This window comes from Acidimicrobiia bacterium, assembly GCA_035651955.1.
Taxonomy (GTDB): domain Bacteria; phylum Actinomycetota; class Acidimicrobiia; order IMCC26256; family JAMXLJ01; genus JAMXLJ01.
Map to the genome: position 1 here is coordinate 1 of DASRES010000078.1, position 17,647 is coordinate 17,647.

Here is a 17,647-nt window from a genome sequence, read left to right on the forward strand (position 1 = left end):
CCGGCGGCGACGTCTCGCTCTCGTGGACGGCGACGACGGAACCGTCGTCCCGCCACTGCGGCCGGGCCCACGTTCCACCGGGCGCGACGACGTCGACCCAACCGGTGTCGGCGTCGACGGCGACGACGTCCGTCGTACCGGCGCGACCACGTGTCGCGACGATGCGCGGGTTGCGTGCGCTCCAGCACGGGTGCGCGAAGTCGGCGCCGTCGGCGGTGAGATGCCGTTGCGAGGTCCCGATCGCGTCCAGCAGCTTGCCCGCCTCGACGTCGGCACGATCGAGCTCTAGCAGATGGAGCTCGCGCCATCCCGAGCGGTCGGACACGAACACGAGCGCGGTTCCGTCGGGTGACCACGCGGGTTGCGCGTCGGCGACGTCGGGCGCGCCCGTGACCGCGCGGACGTCGCCGTTCGTCGTGTCGACGAGATGGAGCTCGACCCGGTTCGGGTCGTCGAGGGGGCGGAACGTCGCCGCGAGCAAGCGTCCACCGGGCCGGACCGCGACGTCCGCGTAGTCGCCGTCACGGCGCGCGAGCGGCCGTGGCCACGGGTCGTCGAGCGCGACGGCTGCGACACGCACGGCACCGTCGCGCAACATCGTGACGACGAGCGTGTCGCCGTCGAGCCACGTCGCGGCTTCGCCGTCGGTGATCCGTCCCGGGGGACCGCCCGCGACGGGCACGACGTAGATCGCGCCGCGCTGCGTGTACGCGAGCCGTGTCCCGTCCGGCGACCAGCACGGTGGCCCGTCCAGAGCGACGTGACCCGTGGTCAGCCGGTCGGACCCTCCGCCGGCAAGGTCGAGGAGCCAGACGCCGGCCGCGTCGCCGTCGAGGACGAACGCCGCCTGCGTCCCGTCGGGCGAGAGCGCGAGCGAGGAGGGACGCGCGGTGTGCGCAATCGCGTCGAGACGCCAGGTCGCGGGGAGTGTGCGGTCGGGCCGGGCGTGCGACGGCGTGCCGTTGCACTCGTCGCGCGAGACAGACGTCGGTGCGTGCACGGCCGGGCAACGTACCCAGCACAATTGTGATTCAGCGCGTTATTGGCGCGCGGAATCACAAAAGTCAGCGACGGCCGTTGGGGCTCGGCCCCGGGAGGACGACCACGCCGTCCGGGTCGACCGCGAGGCGAACCGCGTCGCCCAGGTCGGGCAGGTCGTCGGGGGCGACGGTGACCTCGACGGACGTGCCCGTCGACAGCGCGACGCGTACGAGGAAGTGGTCGCGCCGGAACGTGCGCGTCTCGACGACGCCGCACATCGTCCCGGTGTCGTCGAGCCGCAGCGCGTCGGGCCGCAGCGCGAGACGGACGGGACCGGCCGGCGTCCCGACCGGCACGGGCAGCAGCCCCCACTCGCTGCGCGCGACGGGCTCGCCGAAGTGCGCCACCGCCACCTGCGCGTCGACGACGTTCTCGAAGCCGAGGAACCGCGCCGTGAACTCGCTGGTCGGGCGGCGCCAGACGTCCTGCGGCTCGCCCTCCTGCTCGACCCGACCATCGCGCATCACGACCACGCGATCAGCGAGCGCGAACGCCTCGTCGTGATCGTGCGTGACGAACAGCGCGGTGATCCCGCTCGCGGTGAACAGGTCGTGCAGCTCGACCATCAGGCGTTCACGCAGCGCGCGGTCGAGGGAGCCGAGCGGCTCGTCGAGCATGAGCAGCCGCGGCGCGGGTGCCAGCGCGCGCGCGAGCGCGACCCGCTGCTGCTCGCCGCCCGAGAGCTCGTTGACGCGCCGCCGCTCGAACCCGGGAAGGTTCACCAGCGCGAGGGTCTCCGCCACCCGCGACCGGATCGCCTTGTCGCCCATGTGGTGCATCCGCAACCCGAACGCGACGTTGCCGAACACGTCGAGATGGGGGAACAGCGCATGGTCCTGGAACATGAGCCCGAGCTGGCGCTTGTGCGGCGGCAGGTCCGTGATGTCGGCGTGGTCCCACGTGATGCGACCCCGGACCGGCCGCTCCAGGCCCGCGATCGCGCGCAGCAGCGTGCTCTTGCCGCTACCGCTCGGCCCCAGCACGCACACCACCTCGCCCTGGCGGACGTCGAGGTAGACGTCGTCGACCGCGCACGTCTCGCCGTACATGACCGTGAGCCCGTCGACACCCAGCATCAGAACTCGCCCGCCGAGCCGGCGCGGAAGCGCTCGATGAGCAGCACCGCCGCCCCGGTCACCACCATGAGGATCACGCTCGCCGCCATGGCCTGACCGAAGTTCAGCACGCCCGGGCGCGAGAGCAGGCGATAGATGACGACCGGGAGCGTCGGGTAGTCGGGCCGGACGATGAAGATCGTCGCGCCGAACTCGCCGAGCGACACCGCGAACGCGAACCCCGCCGCGACGAGCAGCGCGCGGGCGACGATCGCGAGGTCGATCTCCCGCCAGACGCGCGACGGCGGCGCACCGAGCACCGCGGCGGCCTCACGCAGGCGTGGGTCGATCGAGCGCAGCATCGGGACCATGACGCGCACGACGAAGGGCGCAGCGACGAGCGCGTGCGCGATCGGGATCAACACGGGTGACGTGCGCAGGTCGATCGGCGGGTGGTCGAGCGTGATGAGGAACCCGAACCCGATCGTCACGGCCGACGTGCCCAGCGGCAGCATGATGAGCGTGTCGAGCGCGCGCGAGCCCGTCGGGCGCGCGCTGCGTCGCGCGATCGTGAACGCCGCGCAGCCGCCGACCACGAGCGCGATCACCGTCGCGATGACCGCGAACACGAGCGAGTTGCGGACGGCTTCGAGCGGCGACACGAACAGCGTGCTGTCGCCGGGCGGGTTCGCGAGCGCGCGGTAGAAGCCGAAGCCGTACCCGTTGCCCGTCGCGAACGACCGTTCGATCAGCACCGCGATCGGCACGCCGAGCAGCGCGGCCATGACGAGCAGGTTGAGGCCCAGCGTCAGCCGCGCACCCGGTGTCGAGACGGGCGTCGCCGTCTCCCGCTCGGCCCGGAGCCGCAGCGCGGTCGTCCGCCGCTGCTGCAGGTGACCGGCGACGACGAGGACCGCGACGACGGCGACGAGCTGCACGATCGAGAGCGCGGCCGCGACGGGCAGGTTCAGCAGCTCGGCCGTCTGTCGGTAGATCTCGACCTCGAGCGTCGAGTAGTGCGGCCCGCCCAGGATCAGCACGACGCCGAAGCTGCAGAACGTGAACAGGAAGACGATCGACGCCGCGGCCGCGATCGCGGGTCGCAGCGCCGGCAACGTGACCTCCCGGAACGCGCGCCACCGGTTCGCGCCGAGCACACGCGCGCTCTCCTCCGCGCGCGGGTCGAGGTGCGACCACAGCCCGCCGACGGTACGCACGACGACCGCGTAGTTGAAGAAGACGTGCGCGAGCAGGATCGGCCACACCGTGCCGGTCAGGCCGAGCGACCCGAACGGACCACGCGGGCCGAACAACGACAGGAACGCGGAGCCGACGACGACGGTCGGCAGCACGAACGGGATCGTCACCGCGGCCCACACGAGACGGCGGCCGCGGAACCGGTAGCGCGACAGCACGTACGCGCCCGGCACGCCGGCGACGACCGTCAGCAGGGTCGAGACGGTCGCCTGCCACAACGTGAACCACGCGACGTGCTGCAGCGAGCCGTCCGTGAAGACGCTGCGCAGCGGCGCGAGCTGCCACCGTCCGTTCGGGCGCAGGCCGCGGGCGATGATCGTCCCGACCGGATACGCGAAGAACAGCGCGAGGAACCCGATCGGGACGAGGACGACGAGCGCGCGCCACGCGCGTCGTCCGACGCTCGATGGCACGCGCGCGAGCTGGGGCGCGCGCGCCTGCTCGATCTCGAACTCCGGCTCGCTCAGGCCAACACCGTGTCCGTCCATGCCTTGATCCAGGCGTCACGGTTGCGGCCGATCTCGGCCGGCGGCAGCCGGTATGGGTTCGGGGCGAGCTGCGCGAACTTCGTGAAGACGGCGGGCAGCGGCGTGCCGGTGCGGACGGGGAACACGAACATGTTGAGCGGCACGTCCTCCTGGAAGCGGGCCGAGATCATGAAGTCGATCAGCTTCTCGGCGGCAGCCTGCTTGTGCGTGCCCTTCAGCACCCCGGCGAACTCCACCTGCCGGAAGCACGTGCCGAGGAGCGTCCCGATCGGCGACGTCGCCGGTTGGGGGCTCGCGTAGTACACCTCGGCCGGCGGGCTCGACGCGTACGACACCACGAGCGGGCGGTCGCCACCGGCCTTCCGACCCGCCCCACTCCCGCTGAACGACCCGTCGTAGGCATCGTCCCAAGTGCTGACCACCTTGACACCGTTGTCCTTCAGGCGCTTCCAGTAGTCGAGCCAGTGGCTCGTGCCGTAGCGGGCGATCGTCGCGAGCACGAAGGCGAGACCGGGCGACGAGTCGGCCGGGTTCTCGACGACGAGCAGGTTCTTGTAGCGGGGGTCGGCGAGATCGTCGAGCGTCTGCGGGACGGCGAGGTGGTGGTCGGCGAAGTACGCCTTGTCGTCGTTGATGCAGACGTCGCCGTAGTCGATCGGCGTCACCCGGTGCTGCGGGTCGAGCTGGAACTCGGCCGGCACGTTGGCGAGGCCCGCCGCCTTGTACGGCACGAAGATCCCCGCGTCGAGCGCGCGCGAAAGGAACGTGTTGTCGACGCCGAAGAAGGCGTCGGCGAGCGGCTTGCTCTTCGTGAGGATCGCCTGGTTGACCGCGCGGCCGGCGTCACCGGCCTTGAGCACCTTCACCTTGATGCCCGTCTGGCGTGTCCACGACGGCAGCAGGTCCTTGGACGTCGCGAAGTCGTCGTGCGTCATCAGCGTGATCGTCGTCGTGTGCTGCCCCGACGCCGCGGCGTTCGTGCCGCCCGACGAGCCGCACGAGGCGACGAGTGCCGTCACCGTCGCGAGGACGGCGATGGCCGCGGTCGAGCGCTTCATGGTTCCTCCAGTGCATGTGGTCGGATGACGAGGAGCACGCCGGCGTCGAGCTCGACCGCCGCGTGGACGTCGAGCAGCGCGTTGCTGACGCCGCGACCCGAGCCGGGGTGCAGGTCCTCGTGGTGGAGCGGGTACTGCAGGCCTTCCGTGCAGACGCCGTGCGCGGTGCCGCCGAGCGCGAGCAGCGAGACGAGCTCGCCCGGGCGGCCGTCCAGCTCGACGCGTCCACGGCCGCGCGCGATCGCCGACCACGCGCGGTCGGTCCACGCCTCGACGCGGAGGTGCGCGTACTGCTCGTGCGCGAGGACGAGCGCGTTGGCGAGGAGCATGTCCATGCGGCCGCCCGCGCCCGTCACGACGACGACACGGGTCGCGCCGCGCGCGCTCGCGGTCTGGATCGCGAGCTCGAGGTCGATCTCGTTCTTCGCGACGGGATGGCGTTCGACGGCCGTACCCGTCGCGCGCGCGGCGGCGAGCATGGCCGGGTCGACCGAGTCGAGATCGCCGACGACCGCGTCGACGTGCAGCCCGAGGGGCGCGGCCTGTGCGAGCCCGCTGTCCGCGGCGACGACGAGGTCGGCCGGCGGCAGCAGCGGCGCGACGCGGGGATCGACCGGCCCGCCCGCGCCGAGCACGATCGCGACACCGCGCGCGTCCGCGGCTGACGGTCCGTCCACGCTCCTCCCTCCGCCGGCATGACCCGGTTCAGGTTCGAACGGTCGGAGGCTCCGTGCCTCCCTCTCAGCCCGGCGCACCGGACTCCCGTGTTGGCTCGGAGCGTACCCGGCCGCTTCCGGCCGTCACCTGCACGTTTGTGGACGGTGACTCAAGGCGCGGGCAGGAACGCCCGAGAATCTGAGGGTGATCGACCTCGACGCGCTGGCTCAGGCCGCCGCGTGCCTCGACCCGCTCCCCGCGAGCGTCGTCCGCCTCGCGGCGGTCGTCGCGTCCGGCGACCCCGACCTCGGCGCGATCAGCGAGATCGTGTCGTTCGACCAGGCGCTGACCGCGGGGATGCTGCGGGCCGCCAACTCGTCGTGGAGCGCGTCCCGCACACCGGTGACGACGGTCCGCGACGCGATCGTCCGGCTCGGTGCCGCGGCGGTGCTGTCGATGGCGCTCGACGTGAACGTGCGCGGACGGATGGAGCGGGCCGTTCCCGAGTACGGGCTCGCCGAGGGTGATCTCTGGCGGCACTCGGTCGCGGCGTCCCTGGCGGGGGAGTTGCTGCAGCGCAGGGCGCGGGCCGAGGTGCCGCCGGAGGCCGTCGCCGCGTCACTGCTGCACGACGTCGGCAAGCTCCTGATGGCGCGCTTCCTGGACGACGAGCTGCTCGTCTCCATGCACCGCGCGCACGACGAGGGTGGGCTGAGCCGCATGGCGGCGGAGGCCGAGATCCTCGGCGTGCACCACGGCGAGCTCGGGGCGCTCGTCGCGCAGGACTGGGGACTGCCCGAGGGGATCGTCGTCGGCATCGCGTACCACCACGACCCCGACAGCTGTGACGCGACCGTCGCGTACGCCGTCCACCTCGCCGACTGCGTCGCGAAGGTCGTCGTGCCCGGCGAGGCCGACCACGACGACGTCGAGGGCTTCGCCCACTCGATGGAGCATCTCGGCCTGTCGGCGGACGACTACGACGCCATCTGCATCGCCGTCGGCGACCGCTTCAGCGACGTCACCCGCCGGTTCGAATAAGCGCGTCAGCGCTCGGGGAACGGCTCGGGACGCGAGTCGAGGATCTCCCGGGCGCGCGCGAGGTCGTGCTCGAGCACGAACACCGGGCAGTCCATCTGGTGGAAGTAGCCGTAACCCTGCCCGCCCGGCGTGGTCGCCTCGATCCCGTTGCTGCGCAGCAGCGCGACGAGCACGTCGGCCTCGAAGAAGCTCGCGGTCGACGTGAGCTGCACGACAGGTTCGTCGTCGGCGGCGCGTCTCGTGGTCATTGACGCTTCATTGAAGCACCGGTCGGTCCTCGACCGACTCTTGCTTCATCGAGAGGACACCGATCGCGGGAGCGACGCCTCGACGAACCAGTCGCGCGTCTCGAGCACGTCGCGGACGTCGCGCAGGAACGCAGCTGCGTACGCGACGTCGACGACGCGGTGGTCGAAGCTCAGCCCGAGGACGCCAGTCGCGCGCGTGTCGATCGTGTCGCGACCGCTCGCCGTCTGCACGACGACGGGGCGGCGCGCGACGCCGTCCGTCGAGAGGATCGCGACCTGCGGCTGGTTGATGATCGGCACCGAGACGGCGGTGCCGGCGGGGCCGGGGTTCGTGATCGTGAACGTCCCGCCCGTGACGTCGTCCGGCGACAGCTGCTTGGCGCGGGCACGCCGGGCGATGTCCGCGACGTCGTGTGCGAGCGCGACGAGGCGCCGATCCTGCGCGTCACGCACGACCGGCACCACGAGTCCCTCGTGGGACAGGTCGACCGCGATGCCGAGATGCACTCGATCCGACGCGGTCGCGTACCCGTCGTCGTCGACGGTCGCGTTGACCCACGGGTGGCGGGTGATCGCGTCGACCACGGCGCGCGCGACGAACGGGAGGAACGTCAGACGGGTCACGCGGCGCACGACGTCGACGTCCTCGAAGTCCACCTCGATCGCCACGAACGCCTGTGCCGCGATCCGGCTCGACCGCAGCAGGTGCGCGCCGGCCCGCCGTTGCACGTTGTTGAGCGGGACGACCTCGTCGCGCATCCGCGCGACGTCGTCGCGGGTGACACGGCCGTCGAGGCCGCTCCCCTGCAGCGAGGTGACGTCGACACCGCGGGCGGCGGCCGCGGCGCGCACCGCCGGGGAGAGGAACGTGCGCGTGGCGACGCGCCGGGGTGGCCGTCTGCGCCAGGGCAGCACGTCGTCGGGCACGTGAACGTTGTAGTGGCTCCCGCTGGCTACCGTGAGCGCACGCTCGCCGTGGAGGGACCATGAGCGTCAGGGAACGCCGGCACCATGGTGTCGACCTCGACGAGGCCGTCGCCGACCTCCGCCTCGCCTGCATCTCCCGCGCGCTCGACGACCGCGAGATCGCGCTGCGCCAGCAGAGCCGCGTGTACTTCCAGATCTCGGGCGCGGGCCACGAGGCGTTGCTGCTCGCGCTCGCGCGGTCCCTGCGGCCCGGCCACGACTGGTTCTTCCCGTACTACCGCGACCGCGCGCTCGTGCTCGGGCTCGGCGTGACGCCGCGCGAGATCCTGCTGCAGGCAGTCGGGTCGGCCGACGACCCGGCTTCGGGCGGGCGGCAGATGCCGTGCCACTGGGGCGACGCGTCGCGCAACATCGTCACCCAGAGCAGCCCGACGGGCAGCCAGTGCCTGCCCGCGGTCGGGTGCGCGGAGGCGAGCCGGTACATCGTGCGACGGGATCTCCCTGGTTGCACCGCGCAGGGCGACGAGGTGACGTACGTGTCGCTCGGCGAGGGCGCGACCTCCGAGGGCGAGTTCTGGGAGAGCCTCAACACCGCGTGCCGGTTGCACCTCCCGCTGCTGTACGTCGTCGCCGACAACGGATACGCGATCTCGGTGCGCGCGGCCGATCAGGCGCCGGCACCGATCTCCGAGCTCGTGCGCGGTGTGCGCGGCCTGCACGTGGTGAAGATCGACGGGCGCGACTGGTTCCAGAGCCGGCGCAAGGGCGCCGACGCGATCGCGCACGTGCGCGCGGGAGCAGGGCCGACGCTGATCCACGCGAAGGTCACCCGCCCGTACGCGCACTCGCTGTCCGACGACCAGAAGAAGTATCGCCACCCGGACGAGCTCGCCGACGAGCTCAGCCACGACCCGATCCACAACCTCGAGGTCGCGCTCCTGAAGGCGCGCGTCCTGGGAGAGGACGACGTCGCCGCGATCCACGAGGAGGCGAAGGAGATCGTCGCCGAAGCGGCGCGCGAAGCCCTGAGCGCGCCGCGTCCCGACCCGCGCACGGTCGTCGACCACGTGTACGGGCCGGCGACGGCGTGCGTGCTCGGCGAAGCGCCGTCGGAGCCGCCCGTGGCCGACACCGACGGCGACCCCGGCGACGGCGACACGGTCACGTTCGGCGACGCGATCCACCGCGCGCTGCGCGACGAGATGGCGCGCGACGAGCGCATCCGCGTGTTCGGCGAGGACGTGGCCGACGCGGACCCGCGCGTCCTCGACGCCGTGCCGGGCAAGGGCGGGGTGTTCGGCATCACGTTCGGGCTGCAGCGCGAGTTCGGGATCGCGCGCTGCTACAACACGCCGCTCGCCGAGGCGAACATCGTCGGGCGCGGGGTCGGGCAGGCGATCCGCGGCCTGCGCCCGTCTCCGGAGATCCAGTTCTTCGACTACGTGTGGCCCGCGATGCAGCAGATCCGCTCCGAGGCCGCGACCGTTCGTTGGCGGTCGAACGGCGCGTTCGCGTGCCCGATGGTGCTGCGCGTCGCGATCGGCGGATACCTGACGGGCGGCGCCATCTGGCACTCGCAGTGCGGCGAGTCGATCTTCGCCCATGTGCCCGGGCTGCTGATCGCGTTCCCGTCGCGGGCGCGTGACGCCGTGGGGCTGCTACGCAGCGCGTTCCGTTGTGACGACCCGGTGCTGTTCCTCGAGCACAAGCACCTGTACCGGCAGGGCTACAACCGCGACCCGTACCCGCCCGCGGGCTGGTGCGTCCCGTTCGGCCGGGGCACCTACGTGACGCGGGGCGACGCCGTGACGGTCGTGACCTGGGGTGCGACCGTGCACCGGTCGGTGCTCGCGGCGCGTGAGGTCGATCCCGACGGGACGCGCGTCGAGATCGTCGACCTGCGGACGATCACGCCGTGGGACCACGAGATCGTCGCGGACTCGATCACGCGCACCGGCCGCGTGCTCGTCGTCCACGAGGACACGCTGACGGCCGGGTTCGGCGCCGAGGTCGCGGCGTGGATCGCGGACGAGTGCTTCGAGCTGCTCGACGCGCCGGTGTGGCGGCTCGCGGCGACGGACACCTGCGTCGCGTACGAGCCGACGCTCGAAGAGGCGATCCTCCCGCAGGTCCCCGACATCGCGCGCGACCTCCGCGCGCTGCTCGCGTACTGAGCCGGTCGCGTGGACGGCCGTTCCATCGGCGACGCGATGGCGCGTGCGGGTCACGAGCAGGTCGTGTTCGTCGCCGACCGCGCCTCGGAGCTGCGCGCCGTCATCGCGATCCACTCGACCGCGCTCGGCCCGTCGCTCGGCGGCATCCGGTTCTGGCGCTACCCGTCCGAGGCCGATGCCGTCCGGGACGTGCTCGCGCTGTCGGAGGCGATGACGTACAAGGCGGCCGTCGCCGAGCTGCACCAGGGGGGCGGGAAGGCCGTCGTCATGGTCGACGACCCGGACGCGCCGCGCAGTGAGGCGTTGCTGCGCGCGCTCGGGCGCGCGATCGACGAGCTGGGTGGGCGCTACATCGCCGCGGAGGACGTCGGCGCGACGACGCGCGACATGGACGTCATCGCGGAGGAGACGCCGTGGGTGACGGGCGTCGCGGAGGAGCGCGGTGGCTCGGGCGACCCGTCACCGGTCACCGCGGTCGGCGTGCTCCACGCGATGCACGCGGTGTGCGACGAGGTGTTCGGCGACCCGTCGTTGCGTCGGCGTCGTGTGGTCGTGCAGGGCGCGGGCCACGTCGGCGCGCATCTCGTCGCCTTGTTGCGTGACGCGCACGCCGACGTCGCGGTCGCGGACGTGAACACGTCGCGCGCGTCGGCCGTCGCGGACGAGCACGGCGCGGAGGTCGTCGAGCACGAGCACGTCCTGGAGCAGGAGTGCGACGTGCTCGCGCCGTGCGCGCTCGGCGGCGTGACGTCGCTCGAGACGGTGCCCCGCCTTCGGTGCCGTGCGATCGTCGGTGCGGCGAACAACCAGCTGACCGACCCGTCCGTCGCGGGCGCCCTCGCGGCGCGCGGGATCGTCTACGCACCCGACTTCGTCGTCAATGCCGGCGGGATCATCAACATCGCCGAGGAGTTCACGGGGTACTCACGGGAGCGCGCGCTGAAGCGGGCGGCGGCGATCGGCGAGACGACGGCACGCGTCCTGCGGGTCGCGCGCGAGCGCGGCGTCACACCCGAGGACGCCGCGCTCGAGCTCGCCCGTGGGCGTCTGCGGACCGAGGCCGTGCCCGGCGGGCACTGGCGCCCAGGCGACCCGGCCGCGTGGACGGACGGCCAACCGCTCCGCACGCTGCGCCCCGGCCACCCCTGAGTCGCCGCGTTGGTACACAACTCGCGCCTCTGACCGCGAGTTGTGTACCAACCGAGGCCGCGAGCGAGCGTGGTGGTACTTCGCGCTACTCGGTGCTGCGGGCGACGCGCACCCAGCCCCGGCCGGAGCTGCGGGCCCGCTCGAGCGCGGTCGCGGCCCGCTCGAGGAGCTGCGGGGCGTCGAGCGCGTGGCTCGGGTAGCCGGCGACGCCGGCCCACAGGTGCTCCTCGTCGCCGCCCGCGCCGTTGACCGACATCCGGATCCGCTCGATCGCGAACACGGCGCCGAACTCGGTCGCCTCCTCCAGGATGAGTCCGAGACGGTTGACGCCGATCCGGCAGATGCTGTCGGCCTCGCGGAGCGTGTCGCGGATGACGGCCGCCTGCTCCGCGAAGGTGAGCACGCTGCCGTGCTCGGTGTCGACGTCGACGAGCATGACGGCGAGTGGCTGGAGCTTGCGACGGGCCGCGGCGACGCGCTGCTCGAGCGCGGCCGTGAAGTAGCGCGAGTCGAGCAGGCCGGTCTCGGGGTCGACGAGGTCGTCCGCGACACGCCGGGCGTCCGCCTCCGCCGACGCGAGCGCGCGCTCGAGCCGGTCGATCTCCCGCCGCGACGACGTGATCGCGCGTGCCACCGCGAGCGCGGACGCGGCGACCGGGGCGACGACGCCGGCGACACCGGCGAGGATGCGGGCCTGCTTGCCGTTCACGTCTGTCGCCATCGGCGCGCGAACCGGGCGGGTTGAGGCGAACGTCCACATTTCCGCCCGCTCTCGTCCGCGGTGACGGGCACGGAACGTGACGAAATTCGGTCCGGCCGCTACAGAAAGCGTCCGGCCGGTGCCGATGCACTCCCTGTCCCCAGTGCCGGCAAGTCGCGAGGTCGGCACGCGGCGGCCACCAAGGCGGCGACGCGCCCCGGCGCTCGCTACCGGTCGCGCGCGCTCTCCTCGCCCTCGCCCGCCGGGGCCGACGGGGGTTCGTCAGAGGGGAGACCATGGACCGACCGATCACCCGCGTGTCGTCCGTCGCGGCCACGACGGACCTGTCGTTCGAGCACGTCGCCGACGCCGGTGTGGAGCGTGACGACGTCTTCGACCTCCGCACGGGGGAGTCCACGGCGCCCGCGCCGCTGGAGCTCCTCGCCGAGCGGCTCGCGCTGCGCACCGCGACGATCGGCGTCGTCGGACTCGGGTACGTCGGCCTGCCGTTGCTCGTCGCGGCGGCGCGCGAAGGCTTCGACGTCCTGGGCGTCGAAGCCGACGCGCGGAAGATCGACGCGCTGCAGCGCGGCGAGTCGTACATCGTCGACACGACCGCGGACGACCTCGCGGCGTTGCGCGGGGCGCGCCTCACCGACAACCCGCTCGCGCTGCTCACCGCGGACGCGGTGATCATCGCGGTGCCGACACCGCTGAAGGACGGGGGACCGGACCTGTCGCTCGTGACGCGCGCCGCCGGCGACCTCGCCGAGGTGCTGCGACCGGGCCAGCTGATCGTGCTCGAGTCGACGACGTACCCGGGCACGACCGAGGAGGTCGTCGCCCCCATCCTCGAGGGGTCGGGGCTGAAGTCGGGACACGACTTCGCGCTCGGCTACTCGCCCGAGCGGATCGACCCGGGCAGCACCTGGCACCTGCAGCGCGTCCCGAAGATCGTCTCGGGCGTCGGCGGGACCGCGCAGCACCTGACCGCGTTGCTCTACCGGAAGCTCGGCTGCCAGGTGGTGCACGCGCCGTCGCCGCGTGAGGCCGAGATGGCGAAGCTCATCGAGAACACGTTCCGGCAGGTCAACATCGCGCTCGTCAACGAGCTCGCGACCGCGGCCGCGGACCTCGAGGTCGACATCTGGGCCGCGCTGGAGGCGGCCGCGACGAAGCCGTTCGGGTACATGCCGTTCTGGCCGGGGCCCGGCGTCGGCGGTCACTGCATCGCGATCGACCCCAGCTACCTCTCGTGGCGCGCGGCGCAGCGGCGCGGGTTCGGCCTCGGGTTCGTGCAGCACGCGCTCGAAGTGAACAACTCGATGCCCGCGTACGTCGCGCAGCGCGTCGGCGAGGCGCTCAACGCGGCGGGCAAGCCGATCCGCGGCTCGCGTGTCCTCGCGATCGGCGTGAGCTACAAGCCCGGCGTCAACGACACCCGGGAGTCACCGGCGATGACGGTGATCGAACGTCTCGCTCGCGCGGGTGCAGACGTCGTGTACCACGATCCGTACGTCGCGCACGTCGACCTGTTCGGCGCCGACCTCGAGAGCGTCGAGCTCGACCCGGACGAGCTCCGGAAGGCGGACTGCGTCGTCGTCCTCGCCGCGCATCCCGGTGTCGACTTCAGCGAGGTCGCGCGCGCGTCGGAGCTCGTGTTCGACGCGCAGGGCGTGACCCGCGGGATGGACCTCCCGAGCGTCGTGCGACTGTGAGCGGCTCGTCGTCGACCCGCGGCGGAAGGGAGTTGCCCGTGACGCGTGAGGACGTGCGTCGTCTCGTCGACACGACACGGGGGCCCGGCGACGAGCTCGAGATCGTGCGCGGGCCGGTCGTGGAACACGACGACGACCTCGAGATCGACGCCCGGGAGGGCGCGGACGCGGTCGTCCTCGAGGGGACGGGTGAGGCCGGCGGCGAGCACCCGCTGCCGGTCTCACCCGAGATGATCGGCCTGCCGCCGCCGTCGTCGGACCTCCTGCCCCGCCGGCGGCGGTTCCTCCTGCGCACGCGACCCGCGGTGACCGAGCCGCACACGGAGCCGCACGCGGAGCCGCACAGGGAGCCGTACGTGGACGCGTCCGCAGCGGTCGAGGACGACGGGCCCCGGGCGAGCTGCGACGGGGACCGGCCCGACCTCGCCGGCTTCCGGCTGCCCGGCACCCGAGCGCCCGACCTCGCCGGGTCCGGCCGGCTGACCACCCGCGCGGCCGAGCCGGTCGTGGTCGAGGACGCCGTCTCCCGACCCGACCGCCGCACACGCCGCCGCAGCCGCCGCGCGCGGACGCTCGCGGTGTCGAGCCTCGGCCTCGTGCTGCTGGTCGTCGTCGCGGTGCTCGCGGTGCTCGCGCTCGCCGTGCGCTGACGCGGCCCGGACGCCGACGCGCGTTCCAGTTCCCGCGCCTCCGTGCCGATCTACAGGACGTGCACATTCGCGCGGTCCGGGTCCCGCTCGTGAGGCAGCTCCGCCGCCCGCTCGCGCTCGCCCTGCCCCTCGTCGCCGCGTCGGCGTTGCTCGCGTCGTGTCTCGGGAGTGGGTACACGGCCGCGCCGCCGCCCCCACCGTCCACGACGTCGACGACCGCGCCGACCGCCACGTCGACGTCGACATCCACGTCGCCCAGCACCACCCCCACGTCGACGTCGACGTCCTCGACCACGTCGACGACGGTCGCGTCCGCGCCGCCGTCGTTGTTCCAGGACGCGTTCGACCGTCCCGACGGGCTCGTCACGAACGAGTACGCGTACTGGAACCCGACGCTGCCCGACGCCGTCGTGTCACCCGACTGGGAGATGACGAGCGGCTCGCTGTTCACGCGCGACGGCCACGGGTACACGGGCGTGCCCGACGACGTCGGGCCGAACGCGCAGTCGACCAACGGCACCGACTCCGCGGTGTTCCGGTTGACCACCAAGGAGAACGACTTCGGCAACGTCGCCGTGTCGTTCGATCTCGACATGCTCGGGCTGACGACGACCGCAACGACGCCCGCGGTCGCCTGGGACGGCCTGCACGTGTTCCTCCGCTACCAGAACGAGTACTCGCTCTACTACGCGTCGATCGACCGTCGTGACGGGACGACGATCATCAAGAAGAAGGTCCCGGGCGGTCCGAGCAACGGCGGCACGTACTACGACCTCGGCCAGTCCGGCTCGCACCCGATCCCGTTCGGGCAGTGGGAGCACGTGCTCGCGACGATCGACACGAACGCGAACGGATCCGTCATCATCCAGCTCTACGCCAACGACACGCTCGTCGCGAGCGCCGTCGACGACGGGAGCATCGGCGGTCCGCCCATCCTGAGCCCGGGCAAGGTCGGGATCCGGGGCGACAACGCCGAGTTCGAGTTCGACGACTTCACGGTCAACGGCCTCTGACCCCGAAGATGCGGCACTCAGTGTCGGAATCCGTACCTGAGTGCCGCATGTCCGGCCCCCGAAGATGCGGCACTCACTGTCGAAATCCGTACATGAGTGCCGCATGTCTGCGTCGGCGAATGGGCCGATCGGCCCATCAAGCCGGGTGGCGCCTCCTGCCGATACGGCAGACAGCCGTCACGACCGGAGGAAGCAATGAACCTCACCGTCGCCCGCACCACCGAGCAGCTCGTCGCCCTCTCGCTCGACTGCCTGCGCGTCGCCGACGCCCGCTGGGTCGAGGGCATGCGGGGTGACGGCAGCCGGGGCTCGGTGCCGCTCGTCGACGTGCTCGTCCCCGAGACGGGCGACCAGGGCGGGACGCTCGCGCTCCTCGCGGCCGCCGCCGAGGCCGGCGAACCGACGCCGCACCAGGGCCGCTGGACGTTCGTCGCCGAGGAGGGCTTCGGCACCCTCGCCGCTCGCCTCCAGGTCCAGTACCTCGTCAGCGGCGAGCACATGGAGCTGCGGCTCGCGTTCCGCATTCCTGGCCACGACGCGCTGCTCGCCGGCATCCGCGACGCCCGGCGCCTGCTGTTCCGTCACGGTGACGGCCCGACGCTCCAGGTCGACCCGCCCACCGACGACCTCGCCGCGGTGCTCCGCATCGCGGAGCGCGCCCACGCGACCGCGACGCAGTAGCCGCCGCCGTCGCCGGAGAGGCGAGCCACGTAGTCTCCGGGGCGATGACGGACGCGCTCAGCGGGAAGAAGATCCTCGTCACCGGGCCGACGGGTCAGGTCGCGGAACCGATCACGCGCGCACTCGCGCGCGACAACGACGTGTGGGGCGTCGCGCGGTTCTCGGACCCGGCCGCTCGCGAGCGTCTCGACGCGCTCGGTGTGCACTGCGTCGCGCTCGACCTGGCGACGGGCGAGTTCGACGCGCTGCCGGACGACTTCGACTACGTCCTGAACCTCGCGGTCGTGCGCGGCGGTGACGGCGACTGGGACCGCGACCTCGCCGCGAACGCGGAGGCGACCGGTCTGCTGATGGCGCACTGCCGGCGCGCGACGGCGTTCCTCCAGTGCTCGTCGACCGCGGTGTACCAGCACCAGGGGCCCGAGCACCCGTTGCGGGAGACGGACCCGCTCGGCGACAACCACCGCGTGATGATGCCGACGTACAGCATCGCCAAGATCTCGGCCGAGGTCGTGGCCCGGCTGGGTGCCCGCCAGTGGAACCTGCCGACGACGATCGCCCGCCTCAACGTGCCGTACGGCGACAACGGCGGCTGGCCCGCATGGCACCTCGAGTTCATGCTCCACGGCATGCCGATCCAACTGCACCCGGAGCAGCCGAACCGGTTCAACCCGATCCACGAGGACGACATCATCCGGCAGATCCCGCGCCTGCTCGAGATCGCGTCCGTCCCTGCGACGATCGTCAACTGGGCCGGGCCGGTCTCGAGCATCGAGGAGTGGTGCACGTACCTCGGTGAGCTCACCGGCCTCGAGCCCGAGTTCGTGGTGACCGACGCGACGATCGGCAGCGTCACGACCGACAACACCCGCATGCACGAGCTCGTCGGCGAGGCCCGCGTCGGCTGGCGTGACGGCATCCGGCGCATGGTCGAGGCACGCCATCCCGAGCTGCTCGGCGCGCGGCGATGAGCGACGACGTCGTCCTCGTCGACGTTGCCGACCGTGTCGCGGTCGTCACCCTGAACCGGCCCGACGCGCGCAACGCGCTCAACAGCGCGGTCCGTCGCCGGCTCCCGGCCGTCATCACGGAGCTCGACGCGCGTGACGACGTCGACGTGACGATCCTGACCGGCGCCGATCCCGCGTTCTGCGCCGGGATCGATCTCAAGGAGGTCGGCGCGGGCAACCCGCCCGACGACGACGGGCGGCTCCCGTACCGCGGCCCGCTCCCGCCCCGCACGAAGCCGCTCATCGGCGCGATCAACGGTGTGGCGATCACGGGCGGGCTCGAGCTCGTGCTCGCGTGCGACTTCCTCGTCGCGTCCGAGCGCGCCCGGTTCGCCGACACGCACTCGCGCGTCGGCGTGCAACCGGGCTGGGGTCTGACCGTGATGCTGTGCCAGTCCGTCGGCGTGCGCCGCGCGCGCGAGATGAGCGCGACCGGCAACTTCGTCGACGCGCACACGGCCCTCACGTGGGGGCTGGTGAACCACGTCGTCCCGCACGACGAGCTCCTGCCGTTCACGCGCGCGCTCGCGCTCGACATCGTCTCGAACGACCAGGCCGGCGTGCGCCGCCTGTTCAAGACATACGACGAGGTCACGCTGACGACGCTCGAGGAGGGCTGGGTCATCGAGGACCGCGTGAGCCGGGCGTGGGAGGGCGGCGGCTTCGACCCCGCGTCGATCGAGGCACGACGCGGCGCCGTCGTCGAGCGCGGCCGCCGGCAGCTCTGACCCGTGTCACTCACGCTTCAGTGAAGCCTGAGTCGGTCGAGAGCCGACTCAG

17 protein-coding genes and 1 riboswitch are annotated in these 17,647 nt (G+C 72.4%); of the genes, 9 read left to right on the top strand and 8 right to left on the bottom strand.

Annotation, left to right across the window (positions count from 1 at the left end):
* The 5 genes from VFC33_16775 to VFC33_16795 form a co-directional block, all read right to left on the bottom strand.
* Positions 1-1,000 (bottom strand): hypothetical protein (locus VFC33_16775; protein HZR14895.1); only part of this gene is annotated, 1,000 nt, incomplete at its 3' end.
* A gap of 64 nt (positions 1,001-1,064) precedes the next feature.
* Positions 1,065-2,117 carry an ABC transporter ATP-binding protein gene (locus VFC33_16780; GenBank protein ID HZR14896.1) on the bottom strand — a complete coding sequence of 351 codons (1,053 nt, stop codon included), beginning with the start codon at positions 2,115-2,117 and terminating at the stop codon, positions 1,065-1,067.
* On the bottom strand, positions 2,117-3,841 hold the full coding sequence (locus VFC33_16785) for an iron ABC transporter permease (protein HZR14897.1): 1,725 nt from the start codon (positions 3,839-3,841) through the stop codon (positions 2,117-2,119). Before VFC33_16785 ends, VFC33_16780 begins: the two co-directional genes overlap by 1 nt.
* Positions 3,817-4,899 (bottom strand): thiamine ABC transporter substrate-binding protein, encoded by a 1,083-nt coding sequence (locus tag VFC33_16790; GenBank protein HZR14898.1) that lies wholly within the window; start codon positions 4,897-4,899, stop codon positions 3,817-3,819. The genes VFC33_16785 and VFC33_16790 overlap by 25 nt, the downstream gene beginning before the upstream one ends.
* Positions 4,896-5,576: a thiamine diphosphokinase gene (locus VFC33_16795; protein ID HZR14899.1), complete on the bottom strand. Its 681-nt coding sequence runs from the start codon at positions 5,574-5,576 to the stop codon at positions 4,896-4,898. The genes VFC33_16790 and VFC33_16795 overlap by 4 nt, the downstream gene beginning before the upstream one ends.
* 4 nt (positions 5,577-5,580) lie before the next feature.
* Positions 5,581-5,666: riboswitch (TPP riboswitch) on the bottom strand.
* A gap of 94 nt (positions 5,667-5,760) precedes the next feature.
* Between VFC33_16795 and VFC33_16800 the strand changes: the two genes are divergently transcribed.
* Positions 5,761-6,597, top strand: a complete 837-nt coding sequence (locus tag VFC33_16800; protein HZR14900.1) for an HDOD domain-containing protein — start codon at positions 5,761-5,763, stop codon at positions 6,595-6,597.
* Positions 6,598-6,602: 5 nt separating this feature from the next.
* Here the strand turns inward: VFC33_16800 and VFC33_16805 are convergent, their stop codons facing one another.
* Complete coding sequence (locus tag VFC33_16805) at positions 6,603-6,845, bottom strand: DUF2007 domain-containing protein (GenBank protein ID HZR14901.1); 243 nt, start codon at positions 6,843-6,845, stop codon at positions 6,603-6,605.
* Positions 6,846-6,890: 45 nt separating this feature from the next.
* The gene (locus VFC33_16810; protein HZR14902.1) at positions 6,891-7,772 is read right to left on the bottom strand and encodes a 2-oxo acid dehydrogenase subunit E2; all 882 of its coding nucleotides are present in this window, start codon (positions 7,770-7,772) and stop codon (positions 6,891-6,893) included.
* Positions 7,773-7,831: 59 nt separating this feature from the next.
* Here VFC33_16810 and VFC33_16815 point away from each other — a divergent pair, with 59 nt between their 5' ends.
* A complete protein-coding gene (locus VFC33_16815; protein ID HZR14903.1) occupies positions 7,832-9,946 on the top strand; it encodes a thiamine pyrophosphate-dependent enzyme in 2,115 nt (704 codons plus the stop codon).
* A gap of 9 nt (positions 9,947-9,955) precedes the next feature.
* Positions 9,956-11,095, top strand: coding sequence for a Glu/Leu/Phe/Val dehydrogenase dimerization domain-containing protein (locus VFC33_16820; protein ID HZR14904.1), 1,140 nt, complete (start codon positions 9,956-9,958; stop codon positions 11,093-11,095).
* Positions 11,096-11,180: 85 nt separating this feature from the next.
* On the opposite strand, the gene VFC33_16825 is transcribed toward VFC33_16820, so the two are convergent.
* A complete protein-coding gene (locus VFC33_16825; protein ID HZR14905.1) occupies positions 11,181-11,816 on the bottom strand; it encodes a GGDEF domain-containing protein in 636 nt (211 codons plus the stop codon).
* Between the two features lie 275 nt (positions 11,817-12,091).
* Between VFC33_16825 and VFC33_16830 the strand changes: the two genes are divergently transcribed.
* The 6 genes from VFC33_16830 to VFC33_16855 all read left to right on the top strand — a co-directional run bounded on the left by VFC33_16830 (position 12,092) and on the right by VFC33_16855 (position 17,595).
* The gene (locus VFC33_16830; GenBank protein HZR14906.1) at positions 12,092-13,513 is read left to right on the top strand and encodes a nucleotide sugar dehydrogenase; all 1,422 of its coding nucleotides are present in this window, start codon (positions 12,092-12,094) and stop codon (positions 13,511-13,513) included.
* Positions 13,514-13,551: 38 nt separating this feature from the next.
* A complete protein-coding gene (locus tag VFC33_16835; protein ID HZR14907.1) occupies positions 13,552-14,163 on the top strand; it encodes a hypothetical protein in 612 nt (203 codons plus the stop codon).
* 89 nt (positions 14,164-14,252) lie between these two features.
* On the top strand, positions 14,253-15,176 hold the full coding sequence (locus VFC33_16840; protein HZR14908.1) for a hypothetical protein: 924 nt from the start codon (positions 14,253-14,255) through the stop codon (positions 15,174-15,176).
* A gap of 195 nt (positions 15,177-15,371) precedes the next feature.
* A complete protein-coding gene (locus VFC33_16845; protein ID HZR14909.1) occupies positions 15,372-15,857 on the top strand; it encodes a hypothetical protein in 486 nt (161 codons plus the stop codon).
* Positions 15,858-15,901: 44 nt separating this feature from the next.
* Positions 15,902-16,828, top strand: a complete 927-nt coding sequence (locus tag VFC33_16850) for an NAD(P)-dependent oxidoreductase (GenBank protein ID HZR14910.1) — start codon at positions 15,902-15,904, stop codon at positions 16,826-16,828.
* Positions 16,825-17,595: an enoyl-CoA hydratase gene (locus VFC33_16855; protein ID HZR14911.1), complete on the top strand. Its 771-nt coding sequence runs from the start codon at positions 16,825-16,827 to the stop codon at positions 17,593-17,595. Before VFC33_16850 ends, VFC33_16855 begins: the two co-directional genes overlap by 4 nt.
* Positions 17,596-17,647 lie beyond the last annotated feature (52 nt).

Coding starts and splice junctions, on each gene's coding strand:
- VFC33_16780 (HZR14896.1), bottom strand. CDS start 2,117: ATGCTGGGTGTCGACGGGCTCACGGTCATGTACGGCGAGACGTGCGCG.
- VFC33_16785 (HZR14897.1), bottom strand. CDS start 3,841: ATGGACGGACACGGTGTTGGCCTGAGCGAGCCGGAGTTCGAGATCGAG.
- VFC33_16790 (HZR14898.1), bottom strand. CDS start 4,899: ATGAAGCGCTCGACCGCGGCCATCGCCGTCCTCGCGACGGTGACGGCA.
- VFC33_16805 (HZR14901.1), bottom strand. CDS start 6,845: ATGACCACGAGACGCGCCGCCGACGACGAACCTGTCGTGCAGCTCACG.
- VFC33_16815 (HZR14903.1), top strand. CDS start 7,832: ATGAGCGTCAGGGAACGCCGGCACCATGGTGTCGACCTCGACGAGGCC.
- VFC33_16825 (HZR14905.1), bottom strand. CDS start 11,816: ATGGCGACAGACGTGAACGGCAAGCAGGCCCGCATCCTCGCCGGTGTC.
- VFC33_16830 (HZR14906.1), top strand. CDS start 12,092: ATGGACCGACCGATCACCCGCGTGTCGTCCGTCGCGGCCACGACGGAC.
- VFC33_16845 (HZR14909.1), top strand. CDS start 15,372: ATGAACCTCACCGTCGCCCGCACCACCGAGCAGCTCGTCGCCCTCTCG.
- VFC33_16850 (HZR14910.1), top strand. CDS start 15,902: ATGACGGACGCGCTCAGCGGGAAGAAGATCCTCGTCACCGGGCCGACG.
- VFC33_16855 (HZR14911.1), top strand. CDS start 16,825: ATGAGCGACGACGTCGTCCTCGTCGACGTTGCCGACCGTGTCGCGGTC.